Annotated in this window: 14 protein-coding genes and 2 tRNA genes; 8 read left to right on the top strand and 8 right to left on the bottom strand. The window is 37.0% G+C overall.

The genetic code is table 11. The annotated features are described in order from the left end of the window. The first annotated feature begins 111 nt into the window (after positions 1-111). From ACSBFT_RS01795 to ACSBFT_RS01780, 4 genes are all read left to right on the top strand, one after another. Positions 112-1,062 carry a ribose-phosphate pyrophosphokinase gene (locus tag ACSBFT_RS01795; RefSeq protein ID WP_463044336.1) on the top strand — a complete coding sequence of 317 codons (951 nt, stop codon included), beginning with the start codon at positions 112-114 and terminating at the stop codon, positions 1,060-1,062. Position 1,063: 1 nt separating this feature from the next. Beyond that, positions 1,064-1,687, top strand: coding sequence for a 50S ribosomal protein L25/general stress protein Ctc (locus tag ACSBFT_RS01790; RefSeq protein WP_489603110.1), 624 nt, complete (start codon positions 1,064-1,066; stop codon positions 1,685-1,687). A 178-nt stretch (positions 1,688-1,865) separates the two neighbouring features. Next, a complete protein-coding gene (locus tag ACSBFT_RS01785; protein ID WP_463044990.1) occupies positions 1,866-2,723 on the top strand; it encodes a UDP-2,3-diacylglucosamine diphosphatase in 858 nt (285 codons plus the stop codon). After that, on the top strand, positions 2,720-3,817 hold the full coding sequence (locus tag ACSBFT_RS01780; protein WP_489603107.1) for a glycosyltransferase family protein: 1,098 nt from the start codon (positions 2,720-2,722) through the stop codon (positions 3,815-3,817). Before ACSBFT_RS01785 ends, ACSBFT_RS01780 begins: the two co-directional genes overlap by 4 nt. A 628-nt stretch (positions 3,818-4,445) precedes the next feature. Here ACSBFT_RS01780 and ACSBFT_RS01775 read toward each other — a convergent pair. The 4 genes from ACSBFT_RS01775 to ACSBFT_RS01760 all read right to left on the bottom strand — a co-directional run bounded on the left by ACSBFT_RS01775 (position 4,446) and on the right by ACSBFT_RS01760 (position 9,976). Further along, positions 4,446-7,268 (bottom strand): TonB-dependent receptor, encoded by a 2,823-nt coding sequence (locus ACSBFT_RS01775; protein ID WP_489603105.1) that lies wholly within the window; start codon positions 7,266-7,268, stop codon positions 4,446-4,448. Between the two features lie 70 nt (positions 7,269-7,338). Next, a complete protein-coding gene (locus ACSBFT_RS01770) occupies positions 7,339-8,700 on the bottom strand; it encodes a hypothetical protein (protein WP_489603104.1) in 1,362 nt (453 codons plus the stop codon). Between the two features lie 1,059 nt (positions 8,701-9,759). After that, positions 9,760-9,834 (bottom strand) — tRNA-Pro (locus tag ACSBFT_RS01765). A 55-nt stretch (positions 9,835-9,889) separates the two neighbouring features. Next, positions 9,890-9,976: transfer RNA gene (locus ACSBFT_RS01760), tRNA-Ser, on the bottom strand. 345 nt (positions 9,977-10,321) lie between these two features. On the opposite strand from ACSBFT_RS01760, the gene ACSBFT_RS01755 reads away from it, so the two are divergent. Both ACSBFT_RS01755 and ACSBFT_RS01750 read left to right on the top strand, forming a co-directional pair. Further along, complete coding sequence (locus tag ACSBFT_RS01755) at positions 10,322-11,578, top strand: aminotransferase class I/II-fold pyridoxal phosphate-dependent enzyme (RefSeq protein WP_463045963.1); 1,257 nt, start codon at positions 10,322-10,324, stop codon at positions 11,576-11,578. 171 nt (positions 11,579-11,749) lie between these two features. After that, a complete protein-coding gene (locus ACSBFT_RS01750) occupies positions 11,750-11,929 on the top strand; it encodes a histone H1 (protein ID WP_463045964.1) in 180 nt (59 codons plus the stop codon). A gap of 76 nt (positions 11,930-12,005) precedes the next feature. Here the strand turns inward: ACSBFT_RS01750 and ACSBFT_RS01745 are convergent, their stop codons facing one another. Further along, positions 12,006-12,425, bottom strand: a complete 420-nt coding sequence (locus ACSBFT_RS01745; protein WP_463045965.1) for a MaoC family dehydratase — start codon at positions 12,423-12,425, stop codon at positions 12,006-12,008. A 44-nt stretch (positions 12,426-12,469) separates the two neighbouring features. Between ACSBFT_RS01745 and ACSBFT_RS01740 the strand changes: the two genes are divergently transcribed. Then, complete coding sequence (locus ACSBFT_RS01740) at positions 12,470-13,339, top strand: diacylglycerol/lipid kinase family protein (RefSeq protein WP_489603102.1); 870 nt, start codon at positions 12,470-12,472, stop codon at positions 13,337-13,339. Continuing rightward, a complete protein-coding gene (locus ACSBFT_RS01735) occupies positions 13,336-13,674 on the top strand; it encodes a translation initiation factor (RefSeq protein ID WP_463045967.1) in 339 nt (112 codons plus the stop codon). Before ACSBFT_RS01740 ends, ACSBFT_RS01735 begins: the two co-directional genes overlap by 4 nt. Positions 13,675-13,710: 36 nt before the next feature. Here ACSBFT_RS01735 and proB read toward each other — a convergent pair whose 3' ends face one another. The 3 genes from proB to ACSBFT_RS01720 are packed head-to-tail and all read right to left on the bottom strand — an operon-like array spanning position 13,711 to position 16,401. Continuing rightward, a complete protein-coding gene (proB, locus tag ACSBFT_RS01730) occupies positions 13,711-14,742 on the bottom strand; it encodes a glutamate 5-kinase (protein WP_463045968.1) in 1,032 nt (343 codons plus the stop codon). Then, complete coding sequence (locus ACSBFT_RS01725; RefSeq protein WP_463045969.1) at positions 14,735-15,298, bottom strand: hypothetical protein; 564 nt, start codon at positions 15,296-15,298, stop codon at positions 14,735-14,737. Before ACSBFT_RS01725 ends, proB begins: the two co-directional genes overlap by 8 nt. A 14-nt stretch (positions 15,299-15,312) precedes the next feature. Next, entirely contained in the window at positions 15,313-16,401 is a 1,089-nt protein-coding gene (locus tag ACSBFT_RS01720; protein WP_489603101.1) for a complex I subunit 1/NuoH family protein, read from the bottom strand. Positions 16,402-16,465: the final 64 nt, after the last annotated feature.

The raw sequence follows: 16,465 nt of genomic DNA, 5'->3' as shown, positions 1-16,465 counted from the left end.
AAATAAAATTTTTAGCATTCTACACAAAGAAAAACAAATGTTAGAATTCTTAATGGGTTTTAACGTTTGAATTCTCTACCTTTGCACCTCGTTTCTGAAAAAAATCTATAAATGGCTGAAGTTAAGATATTTTCTGGTACAAATTCCAAGTACTTGGCAAACATGGTTGCCGATTTTTATGGTAAAGAGTTGGGTAAAACTTCCATAAAGAAATTTGCAGATAGTGAAATATCTGTGGCATATGACGAGTCTGTACGCGGATGCGACGTCTTTTTAGTTCAAAGTACCTTCCCAAATGCGGACAATATCATGGAGCTTCTCCTTATGATAGATGCCGCTAGAAGAGCATCCGCTCACTATGTAGTAGCCGTAATTCCTTATTTTGGCTATGCCCGTCAAGACAGAAAAGATAGGCCTAGAGTAGCGGTTGGAGCAAAATTAGTGGCCAACATGCTCATGGCAGCTGGGGCAGATAGAATCATGACTCTTGACCTTCATGCTGGTCAAATTCAAGGTTTTTTCGATATACCAGTAGACCACTTGGAGGGAACTTCGGTTTTCGTCCCTTATTTAAAAACAAGAAAATTGGATAACCTGATTTTCGCTTCTCCTGATGTAGGAGGTGTGGCAAGGGTTAGAAAATTTGCAACTCATTTTGACGCAGATATCGTCATTTGCGACAAACAGAGAAAAAAAGCCAACGAAATAGCTTCAATGCAGCTAATCGGAGAGGTAGAAGGAGCTAATGTAATACTAATAGATGACCTGATAGATACAGGGGGAACTATATGTAAGGCAGCAGAAATCATCATGGGCAGAGGTGCCGCTTCTGTAAGAGCCATCTGTACCCATCCTGTTTTATCTCATAAAGCTCATCAAAATATTGAAAACTCTGTTTTAGAGGAACTGGTTGTAACAGATTCTATACCACTAAAACAAGAGAATGAAAAAATCAAAGTCGTATCTGTAGCCGAGCTTTTTGCGAAGGCGATTGGTAGGATAAGAGATAATGGATCCATAAGCACACTTTTTATAAATTACCAACATCAAATAATTAATTAAAATGAAAAAAACCGAGATTGTAGGGTTTAATAGAGCGAATCTTGGTCGTTCTGCCTCAAATCAGCTTCGTGCTGAAGGGCAAGTGCCATGTGTACTTTACGGCGGCTCAGAGCAAGTATCTTTTTACGCACCTGCTTATTTATTCCGTCCGTTAATTTATACACCGGATGCTTTTGAAGTTAAATTGAATATCGAAGGAAAAGAGTACTCTGCTATTCTTCAAGATAAACAATTTCACCCAGTGAATGACACTTTAATACATGCTGATTTCCTTGAAATCACTGCTGATAAAGTTATTAAAATTGCAGTACCTATTAGATTAGTAGGAACTCCAGCAGGTCTATCTGCGGGTGGTAAATTGCAGCACAAATTACGTAAACTTGCATTACAAGGACCAGCTTCTGCTATTCCTGAATATGTTGACGTAGACGTAACTACTTTGAAATTAGGAGATTCTGTAAAAGTTGAGGTTTTAGACCTTCCAGGTTTAACAATTCTTGACCCTGCATCAAATCCAATCGCCAGTATTGTTATACCAAGATCTGCTAAGGTTGCCGGTAGTACGGGTGATGAAGATGATGATGAAGACGAAACTGAAGGAGCTGAAGAAGCTGCTGCAGAATAAAACATCGTTTTATTTAAGTATAAAAGGCACTGTTCTCAATGAACAGTGCCTTTTTTTGTTCTAGAACGAAGCTTTTACCTCTAAATCCATCAATCCTCATTCGTATAAAAAGACCATAATTAACACAAACATAGCTTTTCCGTAAAATTCAATTAACATTTGGTAGGCAACTTGCATCATGCAAAAGAAATACGACTACCGAACCATAGTGCTTTCTGATGTCCATCTGGGAACAGCTGGTAGTAAAGCAGTAGAGGTCACTAAATTTATCCGAGATTATTCGTGTGAAAGGCTTATTCTAAATGGAGATATCATTGATGGATGGCAACTAAAAAAATACGGGGCTTGGAAGAAAAAACATACCGCATTTATACGTGCCGTACTCAAAACCATTGAGAAAAACGATACCCAGGTTTGCTATGTAAGGGGTAATCATGACGATTTCCTAGACCAATTCCTACCCTTCACTGTGGGTTCTAACTTTAAAATTGTAAAAGAACTGGTTCTTAAGTCTGGCGATAATAAATTCTTTATTACTCATGGAGACGTGTTTGACTTGGTCACTAAAAAGGCTAAATGGCTCGCTCACATAGGAGACTTGGGTTATACATTTTTACTCTGGTTGAATAAAAAGTATAATCAATACCGCGTCATGAAAGGGCTCCCTTATTATTCTCTATCACAAAAAGTAAAAAACTCAATTAAAATGGCTGTAAACTATATATCGGATTTCGAAGAACAACTTTCAGAAATGGCTAAATCAAAGAACTGTAATGGCATTATATGTGGCCATATTCATCAACCTGCCATAAAAAACATTGATAACATTCTCTATATGAACTCTGGAGACTGGGTGGAGAACAAATCTGCTTTAGTAGAGGATTTTGCCGGAAACTGGGAAATCGTTTACGACGCATCTCATCTTTCTTCGCAACCAGATTCATTTGATGAAAAAGACATTGATTTAGATATGGATCTGGAAGAGATTGACAAAGATTTTGAGGAGTCTTACGGACACATCTTTGAATTAAAATGAAAATAGCATTCATCGTTCAAGGAGAAGGAAGAGGTCATTTAACGCAGGCGGTAAGTCTTTTCCAACAACTTCAAGGTTCCAATCATGAAGTGGTAGCCTGTTTCGTTGGAATGATTAAGAAAGATAACTTCAGTTCTTTCATTGAAACAGAAATAAATACGGACGTTCACTATTTCCATAGTCCTAACCTTATTTACAATCAAAGTGGTAAAGGTTTAAGCCTAAAACAAACCATAATCCAAAACTTCAAAAAACTACCTGAACATAATAAAAGTCTTAATCAAATGAAGCTCTGGATGGAGCACTATCAGCCAGACCTTATTATTAATTTCTATGATTTTCTAGCTGGAATTTTTCAAATCAGATTCCCATTCACTGCTCCTCCCATGATATGTGTAGGACATCAATACCTACTGCTTCATAAAGAGTTTGTATTTCCTGAGAAAAAATGGTTAGACAGAATTCTGGTAAATCTGAATAGTAGAATAACCGCACTAAGATCTAAAAAGATGCTTGCTCTCTCGTTCAGTCCTTATCAGAACAATAAGAATATCATCAGTATACCTCCTCTAATCAGAGATTCCGTTTTATCTGAGTCTACATCCACACATCCCTACTACGTGGCTTATATGACCAATTCTGGACTACTCAGTCAGTTGGAAGATTGGCATATTAAAAATACAAATGTTGAGGTTCATTGTTTTCTTAAATGCGACCAAGAACAGGAAGTTACCCAAAGACATAAAAACCTATTTATACATAAGCTGGACGCCAAAAAGTTTCTTCGCTTAATGGCAAATGCCAAAGGTCTTATCACCACGGCTGGATTTGAGTCCGTTTGCGAAGCTATATATTACGGTAAACCCATAATGATGGTTCCTGTCCCAAATCACTTCGAACAGGCCTGTAATGCCTTAGACGCTACGCGTTTTGGAGCAGGGATAAGTCAAGAAACTTTCGATTTGGATTTATTCTTAGCATTTACCGAAACCTTTGAGAGTCCCATGGTTCCATTTAAAGACTGGCTGCAGCATGGTAAATCCAAATTATTAGCAGAACTAGACCATTTCGAATATAGCCTTCTACAGCAGTAAGCGTTTCATTGGCACCGCAGAAGTAGCTTAAACCCGGTTTATGCATTGGAGAATCGTAATGAGTTCTAAAGTGGAATAAATCAGACATTTAAACGAGATTATCATAGCGGTTTACCCTGAGCTAATGCGACAGGGTTCTGGCGATTGAGTTTAAATGAGTTTACGAACTGATTTATGCTACCCTGAGCTTGCTACGGTCCCGATAAAATCGGGAGTCTTTCTAATGAATAAAGCGGGTTAAACAGTTTCTAGAAAGGTTCAGTAAATAACATGTTCACGACTTCGAAACGCTTGGTATTCTGCCCCAAGACATTATTGGAATGCCCGCCATTCTCCTAACACTCTTTATCTTACTTGCCATAAAGACCTCCTGGGCTTTCTGATTAGGACGGCATAGGAAGACTATAATACCAAACTAAAAATAATACGAAGCTTAATATTGGCCAGTTAAGTTCCACAAAAGAACGGCATTGATTTATGATATCTTTCATTGTCTCATTTTAGATATCTCAAATTTACCATGCCAAAGTTACCTAATTATTACCTCAATATTAAGAAACAAAAAAGCCCAGAAAATCCGGGCTCTTTTGTAATTACCAATATGAATCAAGTTTAAAAAAACTTTATTCTAAAGCGTGTATCCCACACTAACTCCAAAGGATGAACCTGGTTTAAATTGGTCATAAACTTGAGATTTAGCATTGAACCCCTCATATAACCTTTGACGCTTGGCATCTAAAAGATTATTAGCATTCACACTTACAGAACCTCTCTGAGTTTTACCAAAGCGTTTTGTAGCTTTGAAATTCATAGAGTTAAATGGCATTTCGAATATATCTGGGTTTCTTCCTATACCCACTACAGAAAGTCTCTTACCCTGAACGTTATAACTAATGTTCGCCTCTAATCCACGCTCTTGGTGCAGATAAGTAGCAAATGCATTGATAATAAAAGGAGACTGACCTTGCAATTGTCTTGACTGATTAATGGTTTCGTCTATTCTGGCATTCTCCACTCTAGACTCATACTCATTTTGGTTCATATCCACTTTAGAATAAACATAAGTGAAGTTAGTACCTAGGCTTAACGGTTTCTCGTTACCCACCATAAGACCTAAATTCTTACGAAATTCAAGCTCCCCCCCTACGACTAAAGCAGAACCAACGTTTCTTGGCTGTACATCATTAGGAGAAGCCTGGCTATAAGCAACTACCTCTATCGGGTTTCTAAATGTTTTAAAGAAACCACTTATAGAAACTATTTGACCGCCTTCCATAAACTTCTCTAATCTTAAGTCATAGTTCATGATTTTTGTTCCTTTAAGCTCCGTGTTTCCTATGTACGTTCTATCTGAAATTGCATCATAAATCTGAGAGATTGACGCTTCTTTAAAAGATGGTCTTGCCAGTGTTCTAGCTATCGCAAATCTCAAATTCGTTTTTTCCTTAAGAGCATAAACTAAGTTTGCGGAAGGAAGAAAGTCTAAAGACTCATTGATTTTCTCATTATCCAAAATCACATCTCCTAAGTTTGTTTGACCTGTATAGAAGTGGTCAAATTTCTCTACTCTTAATCCGTAAATAGCTTTTAACTTATCTGTTAAACTCAGCTCATTCATTAAATAAACTGATGATATCGTTTGCTTGGCAGCATAGGTATTAGCAGGTTCAAAGTTTCCAACTACATAAACGCCCGCATTAGATTCTTTAGTCCAGACATTCTCAGGAAGAAGTAATTTGTTGGCGTCCCCGTTTATATTCAAACTACTTTGGTTTCTGATATTAAAAACGTACTGGAATATTTCATAATCTCTGTTTTTGATTACATTTCCGGCACCAAAACGAAGTTTTGCGTCACCTCTGTTGGTGACGAAATTATAGGTGAAATCAATTTTTCCACTATAATCTACCTCTTGCAAATTCCTAAATAGTCTTTTTGGCTGAGCTCCTTCTGATGGCTGTATAGAATACACACCTTCATCAAATCTAAAAGGCGTTACTCTAACATCTTTGTCCTCTATACTACTCACTGTAGGTGCAAAACTCCAGTCAATTCTAAACTTATCTTGCTCACCTAAACTGTGCTCACCTTTAATATTATAATTTGCTATTGACCTTTCAGAGTACTCTATATTATCTTGAAACAAAGTTGACGAGTTAAAAATGAAAGTTTCTTGTTTAAATAAACCTGCTTTACTCTCTCCGTTTTGAATTCTTAAAACGTTCAAACCTATTTTATGTTTGTCAAATTTAACCGCTAAACCAGCTAATCCACTGGCCATTACATTATTGTTTGCCAAGCTTCCCTTTTGGGATTGGTTCAATTCAAACTCATAATCCTTTGAAGGGTCAAAACCCTTTATATAAGCATTGTACTCTGCGTGCTCATAAAATTCGGTTGTATTTTTATAGTTGGCGGCTAGGTTATAGCCTATTGTGAATTTATCAAAGTTAATTTGATCACCAGTGGCAATAGAAGCACTGAAATCCATTGGCGATGTAGCCTTCGTTACACCTAATTCTGGCTGAAACCTCTTAGTTAGTGTAGTAAGTGAAGCGTCTCTTTGTGCCACGGAAGGAATATTTTGTCTTGAATCCACTGGCAAAGCCCTCATGCCATCATCAAAACCTAAGAAATCTGTAGAACTCTTAGCTCCTTGAATATAGTTTTTATTGAAATGCATAGATGGATTATACGAACCACCTACGGAAATGCTAAAAGAACGCTCTAATGGAAAGTCCTTAGTGGTAATATCTACAATCCCTCCTGTAAAATCACCTGAAACGTTTGGCGTGGCTGTTTTAATCACCACCATATTGTCAATAATATTGGTGGGGAATAAATCCATCTGGATAGTATTTCTATCTGGATCTAAACCAGGGATATCCAAACCATTTAGCATTGTCTTAGTGTAACGGTCTCCTAAACCTCTTACAAAAACATATTTTCCACCTTCTACAGAAACACCAGTTACTCTTTTAATAGCTCCACCTGCATCACTGTCTCCTATCCTTTTAAAACTTTGGCTAGAAATACCATCCATTAAGTTTGGCGATTTCCGCTGCATGGTTAATAAAGCAGATTCACTGTTTCTAACAATTGTAGCCTTAACCACAACTTCTTGTAGAACGGTAGCATCATTACCCATTCTTACATCTAAAAGTGTAGTTTCACCATCCTTTACGATAACTTCTTGGATGGTAGTAGCCGTATAACCTACAAAAGAAAAATTTAACGTGTAAGTACCTGGTATTAATGAAATAGAATACATTCCATCTAAATCGGTATTGGCTCCTTTAGCAGCCTCTTTAACATAAATAGTAGAGAAAGGAAGTGTTTCTCCATTGGTATTATCTATAACAGTACCCCTGATTACCCCTGTTTGACCATAAACAGAGGCCGATAAAATCAAGCTCATAAAGAGCGTAATTAGTGTAAAAGTTTTTTTCATTGATTTTTATATATTGGTAATTTTTATAAAGAGAAGGTGAGGTTATAAATAACCCCACCTGGAATCTTTCTTAGAATCCTTCTAAAGCACCTTTAGAAGCAGCATAAGTCCATGAGAACTTCGCTGGGTCTGCACCTACAGTTCTTGTAGTTACAGCTTTATTTTTAGCAGTCATGTCAGCTTTGAAAGCTGCATCATTTCCTGTTTTAAAAGTATCTTTAAAAATGGCAGACAATGCCGTTACAGCTGCAGGCAATTTGAACTCGTTACCAGCAATTACAATTTTACCAGCAACATAGTTAGCCTGAACATCAGCGTTGTCATCTAATTCCATATCTTCAGCAGCTCCAAAATTGAAGAAGTAGTTATTCATCAAAGTACCTTGAGCATTTGATCTCCAGTCCGCATATTCGCCAGTTTTACCTTTGAATGAGCTATTCTTTACGGTGAATAATCCGCCAGCATTAATAGCGTTTTCTGGACCATCAATTTCAAGAGCGTGGTCACTATCAGAACCAGCTATATAAATAGAACCATCTATAGTTCCCGAGTAAGACTGGTCAATATCATAACCGTCATCTCCTTGACCCCAAACTAAACCATAACTTAAGTTTACAGAGCCACCGAAAAACTCGATACCATCATCAAGGTTTCCTACAACCTCTACATATTCAATAACGGTTCCTGAACCAACCCCACCTAAAGTGATACCGTTGATTTCGTTACCGTCACCAATCAGAGCACCACCATGACGTACAGATACATACTTAATAACACCAGAGTTATCGGCAGCAGCACTTCCACCATAAGCACCATAAGAATCATCAGCAGGAATTCCTTCAATTTGAGCTTCCGCACCAGAACCCGCAGATATAGGAGCTTTACCTAAAACAATAAGTCCACCCCAAAGAGAATTATCTTCTTCAGTAAGATTAGTACCGAATTTCTGACCGATTGCAATGTTATCTTCGATTGAAGTCATTACAATAGGAGCATCAGCAGTACCTTCCGCCATTACTTTCCCGCCTCTGGCTACAATAAGAGCAGAAGCCAACGACCCTGTTCCTTTGGCACCTTTGATAATGGTACCCGGCTTGATAGTTAAAGTAACACCTTCAGAAACTACTACTTTACCTTGTAAGATATATACCTTATCAGCAGTCCAAGTTTCGTCAGCAATAAGTAAACCCGCTTTAGTTACTTCGGTAACAGGAACATTCACCTGAATGCAATTTCCATCTGAACATACAAAACCCGTTGGACACGTTACATTAGCACAAGGGTTTACATCAACAGCTACGCAATCACAATCTGCCGTTAAAACAGAACCTTCACTACAAACAGTCTTGCACTCATCAGAGTTGTCGTCACAAGACGAAAAAAGAAATACAGATACCGCTAAAACGGCAAAAATCATTTTTGAAAATTTCATTTGTTTGGGAAATTTGGAGTTTTTAAATATTCTTTCACTTTTTTAAACTTGACTCCCGTCCGAAATCAAAACAGACGTGCTTAATAGTATTTATGATTCATTAGTTTTTCATAAGAAATTCCTTTCCTCTGAATTTTGCCACAAAGCTATGACCCCAAGATTAACTTAATGTTAAGGATAGGTTACTTAGCTGTTAACAATTTAAACAGCTCATTACATGACAATTAAAGCACTGAACTTAGAATATTTCAATTCATTTATGAATAAATGACACTTGCTTAATAACAAAGAGGATTTGGAGGGTAGTTAGACATCATGCAAAAAAAATACAAAAGCCGAGCAAACTCTTGATTCATTTGTTCCGTATATATAGTAGAGGTAATGGGAATATGATGCAGAAGAGTAATCGTTTCTTCTGTAATTCTACACTCAATAAAAATAGTTCAGATTTATTTGCGTTCTATAATGAGAAAATCTACCTTTGGACATCAAAAAGAGATAGTCAGGAAATAAAAACATTTAAAATAAAAGTTGTGTGGATTTAGTAGCGGGAAAGGCTGGAGCAATTTGTTCCAGTCCTTTTTTTTATGTGCCACTTCAAGTCACTTATTTACAACTTTTTAAACCTGAAGAAGTTTCCTTTTACAACTTTCCTGAAGTTAAATCAAAGTTAAAAGATTAAATCCTACCTTAATTCTCTTCCGACAATCATAGCACACTAAGACTCACTCAAAAGTGATTTGTAATCAGACCATGCAAAAAACTTAAAAGCCAAAAGTCTTTTTTTGTGCTCAATCCAACTCTTATTGAATTGGAGATTAATAAAAAAAATATTTCAATTGATAAGGAGTGAAAATTTCAGAGCTCAATTTAGAAGTGCTACTTATTGAATTCTTCCTTTTTAGACTATGTCAAATTTATGCTTAAAGAACTCATCCCCCAGATTTTGCTCTTGACCCCCAACTTTTGCTCTTGACCCCGATCTTTTGCAAGGGACTCCCCAAGTGAAAAAAGGAAGAATTTGGGCAAAAAAAAACCTGAGATTTCTCTCAGGTTTTGTCGGGGTGGCAAGATTCGAACTTGCGACCTTCTGCTCCCAAAGCAGACGCGATGACCGGGCTACGCTACACCCCGATGGTGTTTCCTATTTCCTGTTTGAGTGACCAATTTGTAACCCAAACACTCTTTGCAGAGGGAGCGGGATTCGAACCCGCGGTACCATTGCTGGTACGTCAGTTTAGCAAACTGGTGGTTTCAGCCACTCACCCATCCCTCTTTGTCGCCGAAACGGAGTGCAAATATACAGCAATTGTTTTTTACAAGTCAAATAGATTTCAAAATAATTTTAAGTTTTTTTGAAACATTTCACCCTTTGTAAGGCATACTTATTCATACTCAATAAGTTACATTTGAAAATTATTTTCAAAATAATTCCTAGTCAGGAAATGCTGTGTAATCCCCTAAGGTGATTTTATAAGTAAAATCCTATGATAGAAATCATAATATGTAAATTTTCTTAGAATAGTATAATTTTAGAATTCAATATAAATCCTTAATTTTGTGAACCTTTTTAACGCCCATTGAGGCGAAACAAGTAAATTAATTCTAAAACCAAAGGTTAATGGTAAAAGATATCTTTGAAAAAGTAGTAAATAATATGGGACCTATTGGCTCCCAAGCACATTATTCTCATCATTACTATTCTTTCCCTAAACTTACAGGTCCTCTAGGACCTTTTATGAATTTCGGTGGAACTAGGATGCTTAACTGGTCATTAAATGACTATTTGGGCCTAGCTAATCACCCAGAAGTACTTAAGGCAGATGCGGAAGCTGCTGCTGAAACTGGCCTAGCCTACCCAATGGGAGCTAGGATGATGACCGGTAATACAGATCTTCATGAAGAACTAGAAAGACAGCTCGCTGAATATGTAGGAAAAGAGGATGCATTCCTTTTAAACTATGGATACCAAGGCGTAATGTCTGCAGTTGAAGCGATGGTGGACTTTAAAGACATTGTTGTTTATGATGCCGAAAGTCACGCATGCCTTATTGATGGTGTAAGATTACACCGTGCAAAAGGAGGTAAAACATATACCTTCAAGCATAATGACATGGATAGCCTTGAGAAAAACCTTATTCGTGCTACCAAAGTGGCAGAAGAACAAGAAGGTGGAATCTTAGTGGTTACTGAAGGTGTTTTTGGAATGTCTGGTGCAGTTGGAGCACTAGATAAAATTGCGGAGTTAAAGAAGAAATACAAATTCAGATTATTAGTAGATGACGCTCATGGATTTGGTACCATGGGAGAAACGGGTTCTGGTGTACCAGAGCATTATGGTGTTCAAGATGCCGTGGATATACACTTCTCTACATTCGCCAAATCAATGGCAATGATTGGGGCATTTGTAGCAGCAGATAAGGAGATCATTATGTATCTTAAATACAACATGCGTTCTCAGACTTACGCCAAAGCCCTTCCTATGGCTTTTGTCAAAGGTGCCATAAAGCGTTTAGAGCTTATAAGAACTAATCCGCAGCTTAAAGAAAACCTTTGGACAATCGTAAGAGCTTTGCAAAAAGGCTTTAGAGATAGAGGTTTTGATATTGGCGTAACTGAAAGCTGCGTAACACCAGTTTTCCTTCATGGAGATTATAATTTAAGTGTGGTTACAAACCTCATTAGAGACATGAGAGAGAATATGAATGTATTCTGCTCTATCATAGTATATCCGGTGGTTCCTAAAGGAGTTATTCTATTAAGAATAATACCAACAGCCTCTCATACCTTGGAAGACGTAGATTTTACTATGAAATGTTTCGAAGAAGTTCAAAGAAAACTTAAGGCTGGAGAATACTTCGGGAATGACGAAAACTAGAAACTAGAATCGTTAAAAAAAAACCACCGAAATTAGCACATAAATGCCCTAAACTGTTCTCTAAGGGTATTTATGTGTTATATTTTTTGTTGAATTTTTAGAATTATTCCAGATTTAATATATCTTGCGTACAGTTAAACTAAATTATAATTTAAAATAACCCTTTTTTCCATGAGTAAGTATCAAGAACTAACAGACCTAGTGGCTTCTATGCAAGATGATTTCGAAAAATTCTATGATAAGAAGAACAAAGCTGCTGGCACACGAGTAAGAAAAGGAATGCAAGACCTTGCTGTTTTTGCAAAAGCTACAAGAAGTGAAGTACAGGACATGAAGAATGAAGGAATGTAATTCCCTATTGTGAATCTCACGAAGAAACTTGAAAGTTCCGAAGGTCGTCCTCCGGAACTTTTATTTTATATGCGTTTTAGTATAATTCGGTGTTTTTCAATGTCCCAATACCTCTAATCGTAATTTTCTTAGTTTCTGGATCATAAACCTCTGTGGCTATTTCTGCGATATGCTTGCCTTCCTTAATGCTCATTACTTTAAAAACAACTTCATACTCTTTGTCCACGAACATAGGCCTAAGGTATTCTGTTTCTTGTTTTAAGTAAATAGAACCCGCTCCTCCTGGTTTGTTTGTACCTAAAAACCTTGTAAAAACACTGCTTCCTAAATGTCCATGAATAATGCATTTTCCGAAACGCGAAGTTGCCGCATATTCTGGGTCCGTATGAATGGGATTGTGATCGCCAGTAAGTTCTGCAAAGTCATTGACCTGCTGTTGACTAAAGCTAAATGTAAATTTATATTCTGATCCTACAGGTATTTTATTGGATTCCATCTTATTATTGTTAAATTTTCTCAAGCAAAATTATACTTTCAAAATTGTCAAAACAAGACATCCTTTTTGTAATTAATCCAAATTCTGGCACAGATCGTAAAAAATCAACGCTGGAGAAAAATATAGACCTTTATCTTTCTAAAGATAACTATAATCCGATCATCAGATATACCGAAAGACCACAGCATGCCACCCAAATAGTGAAATCTTTCCTAAAAGAGGGTATTGAGGAAATAGTAGCCGTAGGTGGAGATGGTACCATTAATGAAATAGCCTCCCAATTAATTCATACCAAAACCGTATTAAACCTTATTTCTAAAGGCTCTGGAAATGGTCTGGCAAGGCATCTTGGTATTTTTAATGATGAAAAAACTTGTATTCAAAGAATTAACTTAGGTAAAATCATAGAAATAGACACTGGTCTAATAAACGACATTCCCTTTTTATGTACGGCAGGCATAGGTTTTGATGCCCTTGCTGCTGAAAATTTTTCAAAAATAGCCGGTAGGGGTTTTAAAAATTATGTCAGAGCGGGATTAGGCTCCTATTTCAATTTTGAGCCCCTAAAAATCAAATTCAATAATTCCGATTACAAAATATTCTCCATCTCCTTCGGAAATGCTTCACAATTTGGCAATAACGCCTATATTACTCCTGAAGCAAGTATTAGTGACGGTCTTATAGACTGCTGCATTATTAAAGACCATCCAAAACTTCAAGGGCTTAATCTTGCACAAAAACTTTTTCGAAAAAAGATTAAAGAGTCTAAATTTGTAGAATACTATAGAGAAAAGACCTTTAACCTTCTCACAGAAGATAAAGCATTAATACATTATGATGGAGAGCCAAAATGGTTAGACACCAATAAGATCAAAATCTCCATCAGAGAAAAATCTTTAAGAATAAAAATATGAGCAACAAGAATAAAAAAAGAAGTGGTGTGGTTTATTCCACAAATCCAGACTACTCCTTTAATGAAGATAATTCAGACATTTTCACCCCTGATAATTCTACTCAGAAACTCAAAGTGTGGTTAGATAGAAAGGGCGGAAATAAAGTAGTATCTAGAATAGCAGATTTCGAAGGAAACGACTTCGATTTGGCTGTATTAAAGAAAAAAATTCAAAATGCTTGTGGAGCTGGTGGAGCCGTTAAAGATGGTGAGATATTGATCCAAGGCGACCATCGTGATAAAATTTTAAACCTATTGATTTCGGAGGGGTATGCAGCAAAAAAGGCAGGAGGTTAATACCCCATGCCTTTAGTTTTTATATATCAATAAATGCTAAACCAAAACAATGTCATCTGCATGAGCCACAATTAACTTCTGTGGCTTTTCTTGTAAAGAAGAAGAGTTTTCTCTACTTCTGGCTATCGCAATAACACCGTTAAATTCATCAACCAATTCTACAACCTCCCCTTTTCCAAAAACGCCAGAAACACTCATTATACCTACGGCCAAAAGACTTTTCCTTTTCTTTATAGCCTTTACTGCACCTTTGTCAAGCATTAACTTTGCGGTAGTTAAACCACCACTTAAAAGCCATTTGTTTCTAGCAGAAAGATTAATATTATTGGCATCAAAAGTGGTTCCTTCTTTTTGTTCAAATGATTTTAAGATCCCACCTTGACCCTCTTTTATACCAAAAATGGTCACTTTAATCCCCATTTTATTAGCCAGTTTAGCAAAGGTCAGTTTCGAGGACATTCCACCAGTACCTAATGCAGATTTACTGGTATCCACTAAGTCCATAACGGCGTCATCTATGACCGCCACATGATTCACAAGATTCTTATTCTTATCCAATAAACCACCCGACTCTGTGGCAATCATTAAATGTGAAGCCCCAAAACCAGCAGCAATAAGCGTGGCCAGTTCGTCATTATCCGAAAACTTTAGCTCTCTATCGGAAACCACATCGTTTTCGTTTGCAATAGGAATTATACCGTTTTCCCATAGCTCTTGGTAAGTTTCTTTAAGCTCTAAAAACAATTCCCTATTCGCAAAATGCCTTCTTTCGCACAAGCTCTGTGCCACTTGAATACCATGCTTTTCAAAAGCTTGATTATATTTTATTATTAATCTTGGATTACCAATGGCTGCAGCAGCCTTTCTTTTGGCTATACTCCCATCATATTTGGTGATGAACTTTTTACCTGCACCCACAGCTCCTGAAGATACCAAAACAACATGATGCGTTTTATGTAACTCACTCACCTCTAGGGCTATTTGTGCAATTATTTTTTTATCTGGCTCTCCATTTTTATTACTAATGGCAGAGGTTCCAAATTTTATAACGAGTAAAGGTTTAGTCATTCTGAGGCAATGCTTTGGGTAAGTCTAAAAGCGAAGCTGGATATTTGGTTTCAAAAGTATGTAATTGACTCAAAACCTTGTCCAATCTGTCAATAAAATCAATCCGAAAATCTTCATGAAGAGCATTAATATACTTGATTACAGCTATGGCCTTCCTTACCAAATAAACCCTCAAACTATCCGCCTTTTTATGAGCTTTGGCAATTTGATTTTGATGATTATTCAATATTTTCTCCAGCAAATAAATGGCAAGCTCAGCTTCACCATACTTATCTTTTGTAACTCTCCTGTGCCATGTAATTTTAGCACTCACCATTCGTATATCTTTCAATAAAACACCAGGATAAGAAGATTTCCTATCGAAAAGCTGGTTCATCAAATCTACTAATTCTTCTCTTCGCCAAGTTAAATCACTTTCATCTTCTAGCAAAGTAAACTGCATCTGCTCCCGCAAAAGATTATTCTTGGATATTAATCGTAATAAATGCCTGTCCTTTTCCTTTTGAGAAAGGCTTAGAATAGCAATTTCTAGCTGTTTTGAAATATTTTGTGGCATTGGTTTCTAGTTTTTCAGTAAACCATGAATACTCTCCACACGGTGGAGATGAGTAGTAATACCAATAAAAATGGTGTTAATACTTTCCAGCACAAATACATGAGCTGGTCCATTCTTAACCTAGGCAAAGTCCAGCGAATCCACATCATCACAAAAATGGCTGCGTAAGCTTTGGAAAATAACCAGAAAGCTCCCCATAAATATGAGCTTATGCTACCGGGCTCTCCGGTAGTCCATAAGGCCAACTTAAAGTTGCCCATATTTGGTAAAGGAGAATTCCAACTTCCTAGGAACAACACCGCCCCAAGAATAGAAACTAGAAGCATGATGCCATATTCCGCCAAGAAAATAATGGCGAACCTAAATCCGCTGTATTCCGTATGATAACCCGAAATTAACTCAGATTCCGCTTCCGGTAAATCGAAAGGAGCTCTGTTGGTTTCTGCCAATGTCGCAATGAAGAAAATCACGTAAACAATTAACAGAAAAGGATTCCTGAAAATATTCCACGTTAAAAAGCCCCCTACTTGGCTTACGTCAATACCCAGTTTTTTTATTCCGAAAAGATAATTGGTCTCAGGTGAGAAAAGTCCTTGCTGAAAAGATATTTCCTGTAGATCTAAGGTTTGTGTAATGACCACAACGCATAATACACTTAAGCCCAGAGGTACTTCATAAGACACTATCTGAGCCACAGAACGCATAGACCCTAAAAGAGAATACTTATTACTGGATGCCCAACCGGCCATTAAAATGCCCACTATGTCAAGACTTACGATAGCCAAAACAAAAAATACACCTGTTTGTGCTGCAGACCCTTGCAAAGTTGAAGTAACTGGTAAAACAGCAAAGCCAGCAAAAATGGCCATAAAAATGAGCTTTGGAGCAAACTTAAATAGTCTTTTATCTGCCGCACTTGGAACAACATCTTCCTTTTGCAAGAGCTTTACTAAATCCGCAAAAAGCTGAAGCAAACCCCACTTTCCAACTTCCATCGGCCCCAATCTGTCCTGTATAAACGCAGAAACTTTACGTTCAAGATAAACACTGATGATAACGTTGGCTCCTATAAGACCTATGAAAACTAATAAAGGGATAAGCATTTAATTACTTTTTCGATACTATTTTAAGCTAAAGTACTACTTTCTAAATGTCAATACGGTCTGT

The organism is Arcticibacterium sp. SM2516 (assembly GCF_057914865.1).
This window is presented reverse-complemented; position numbering and strand designations above follow the sequence as displayed.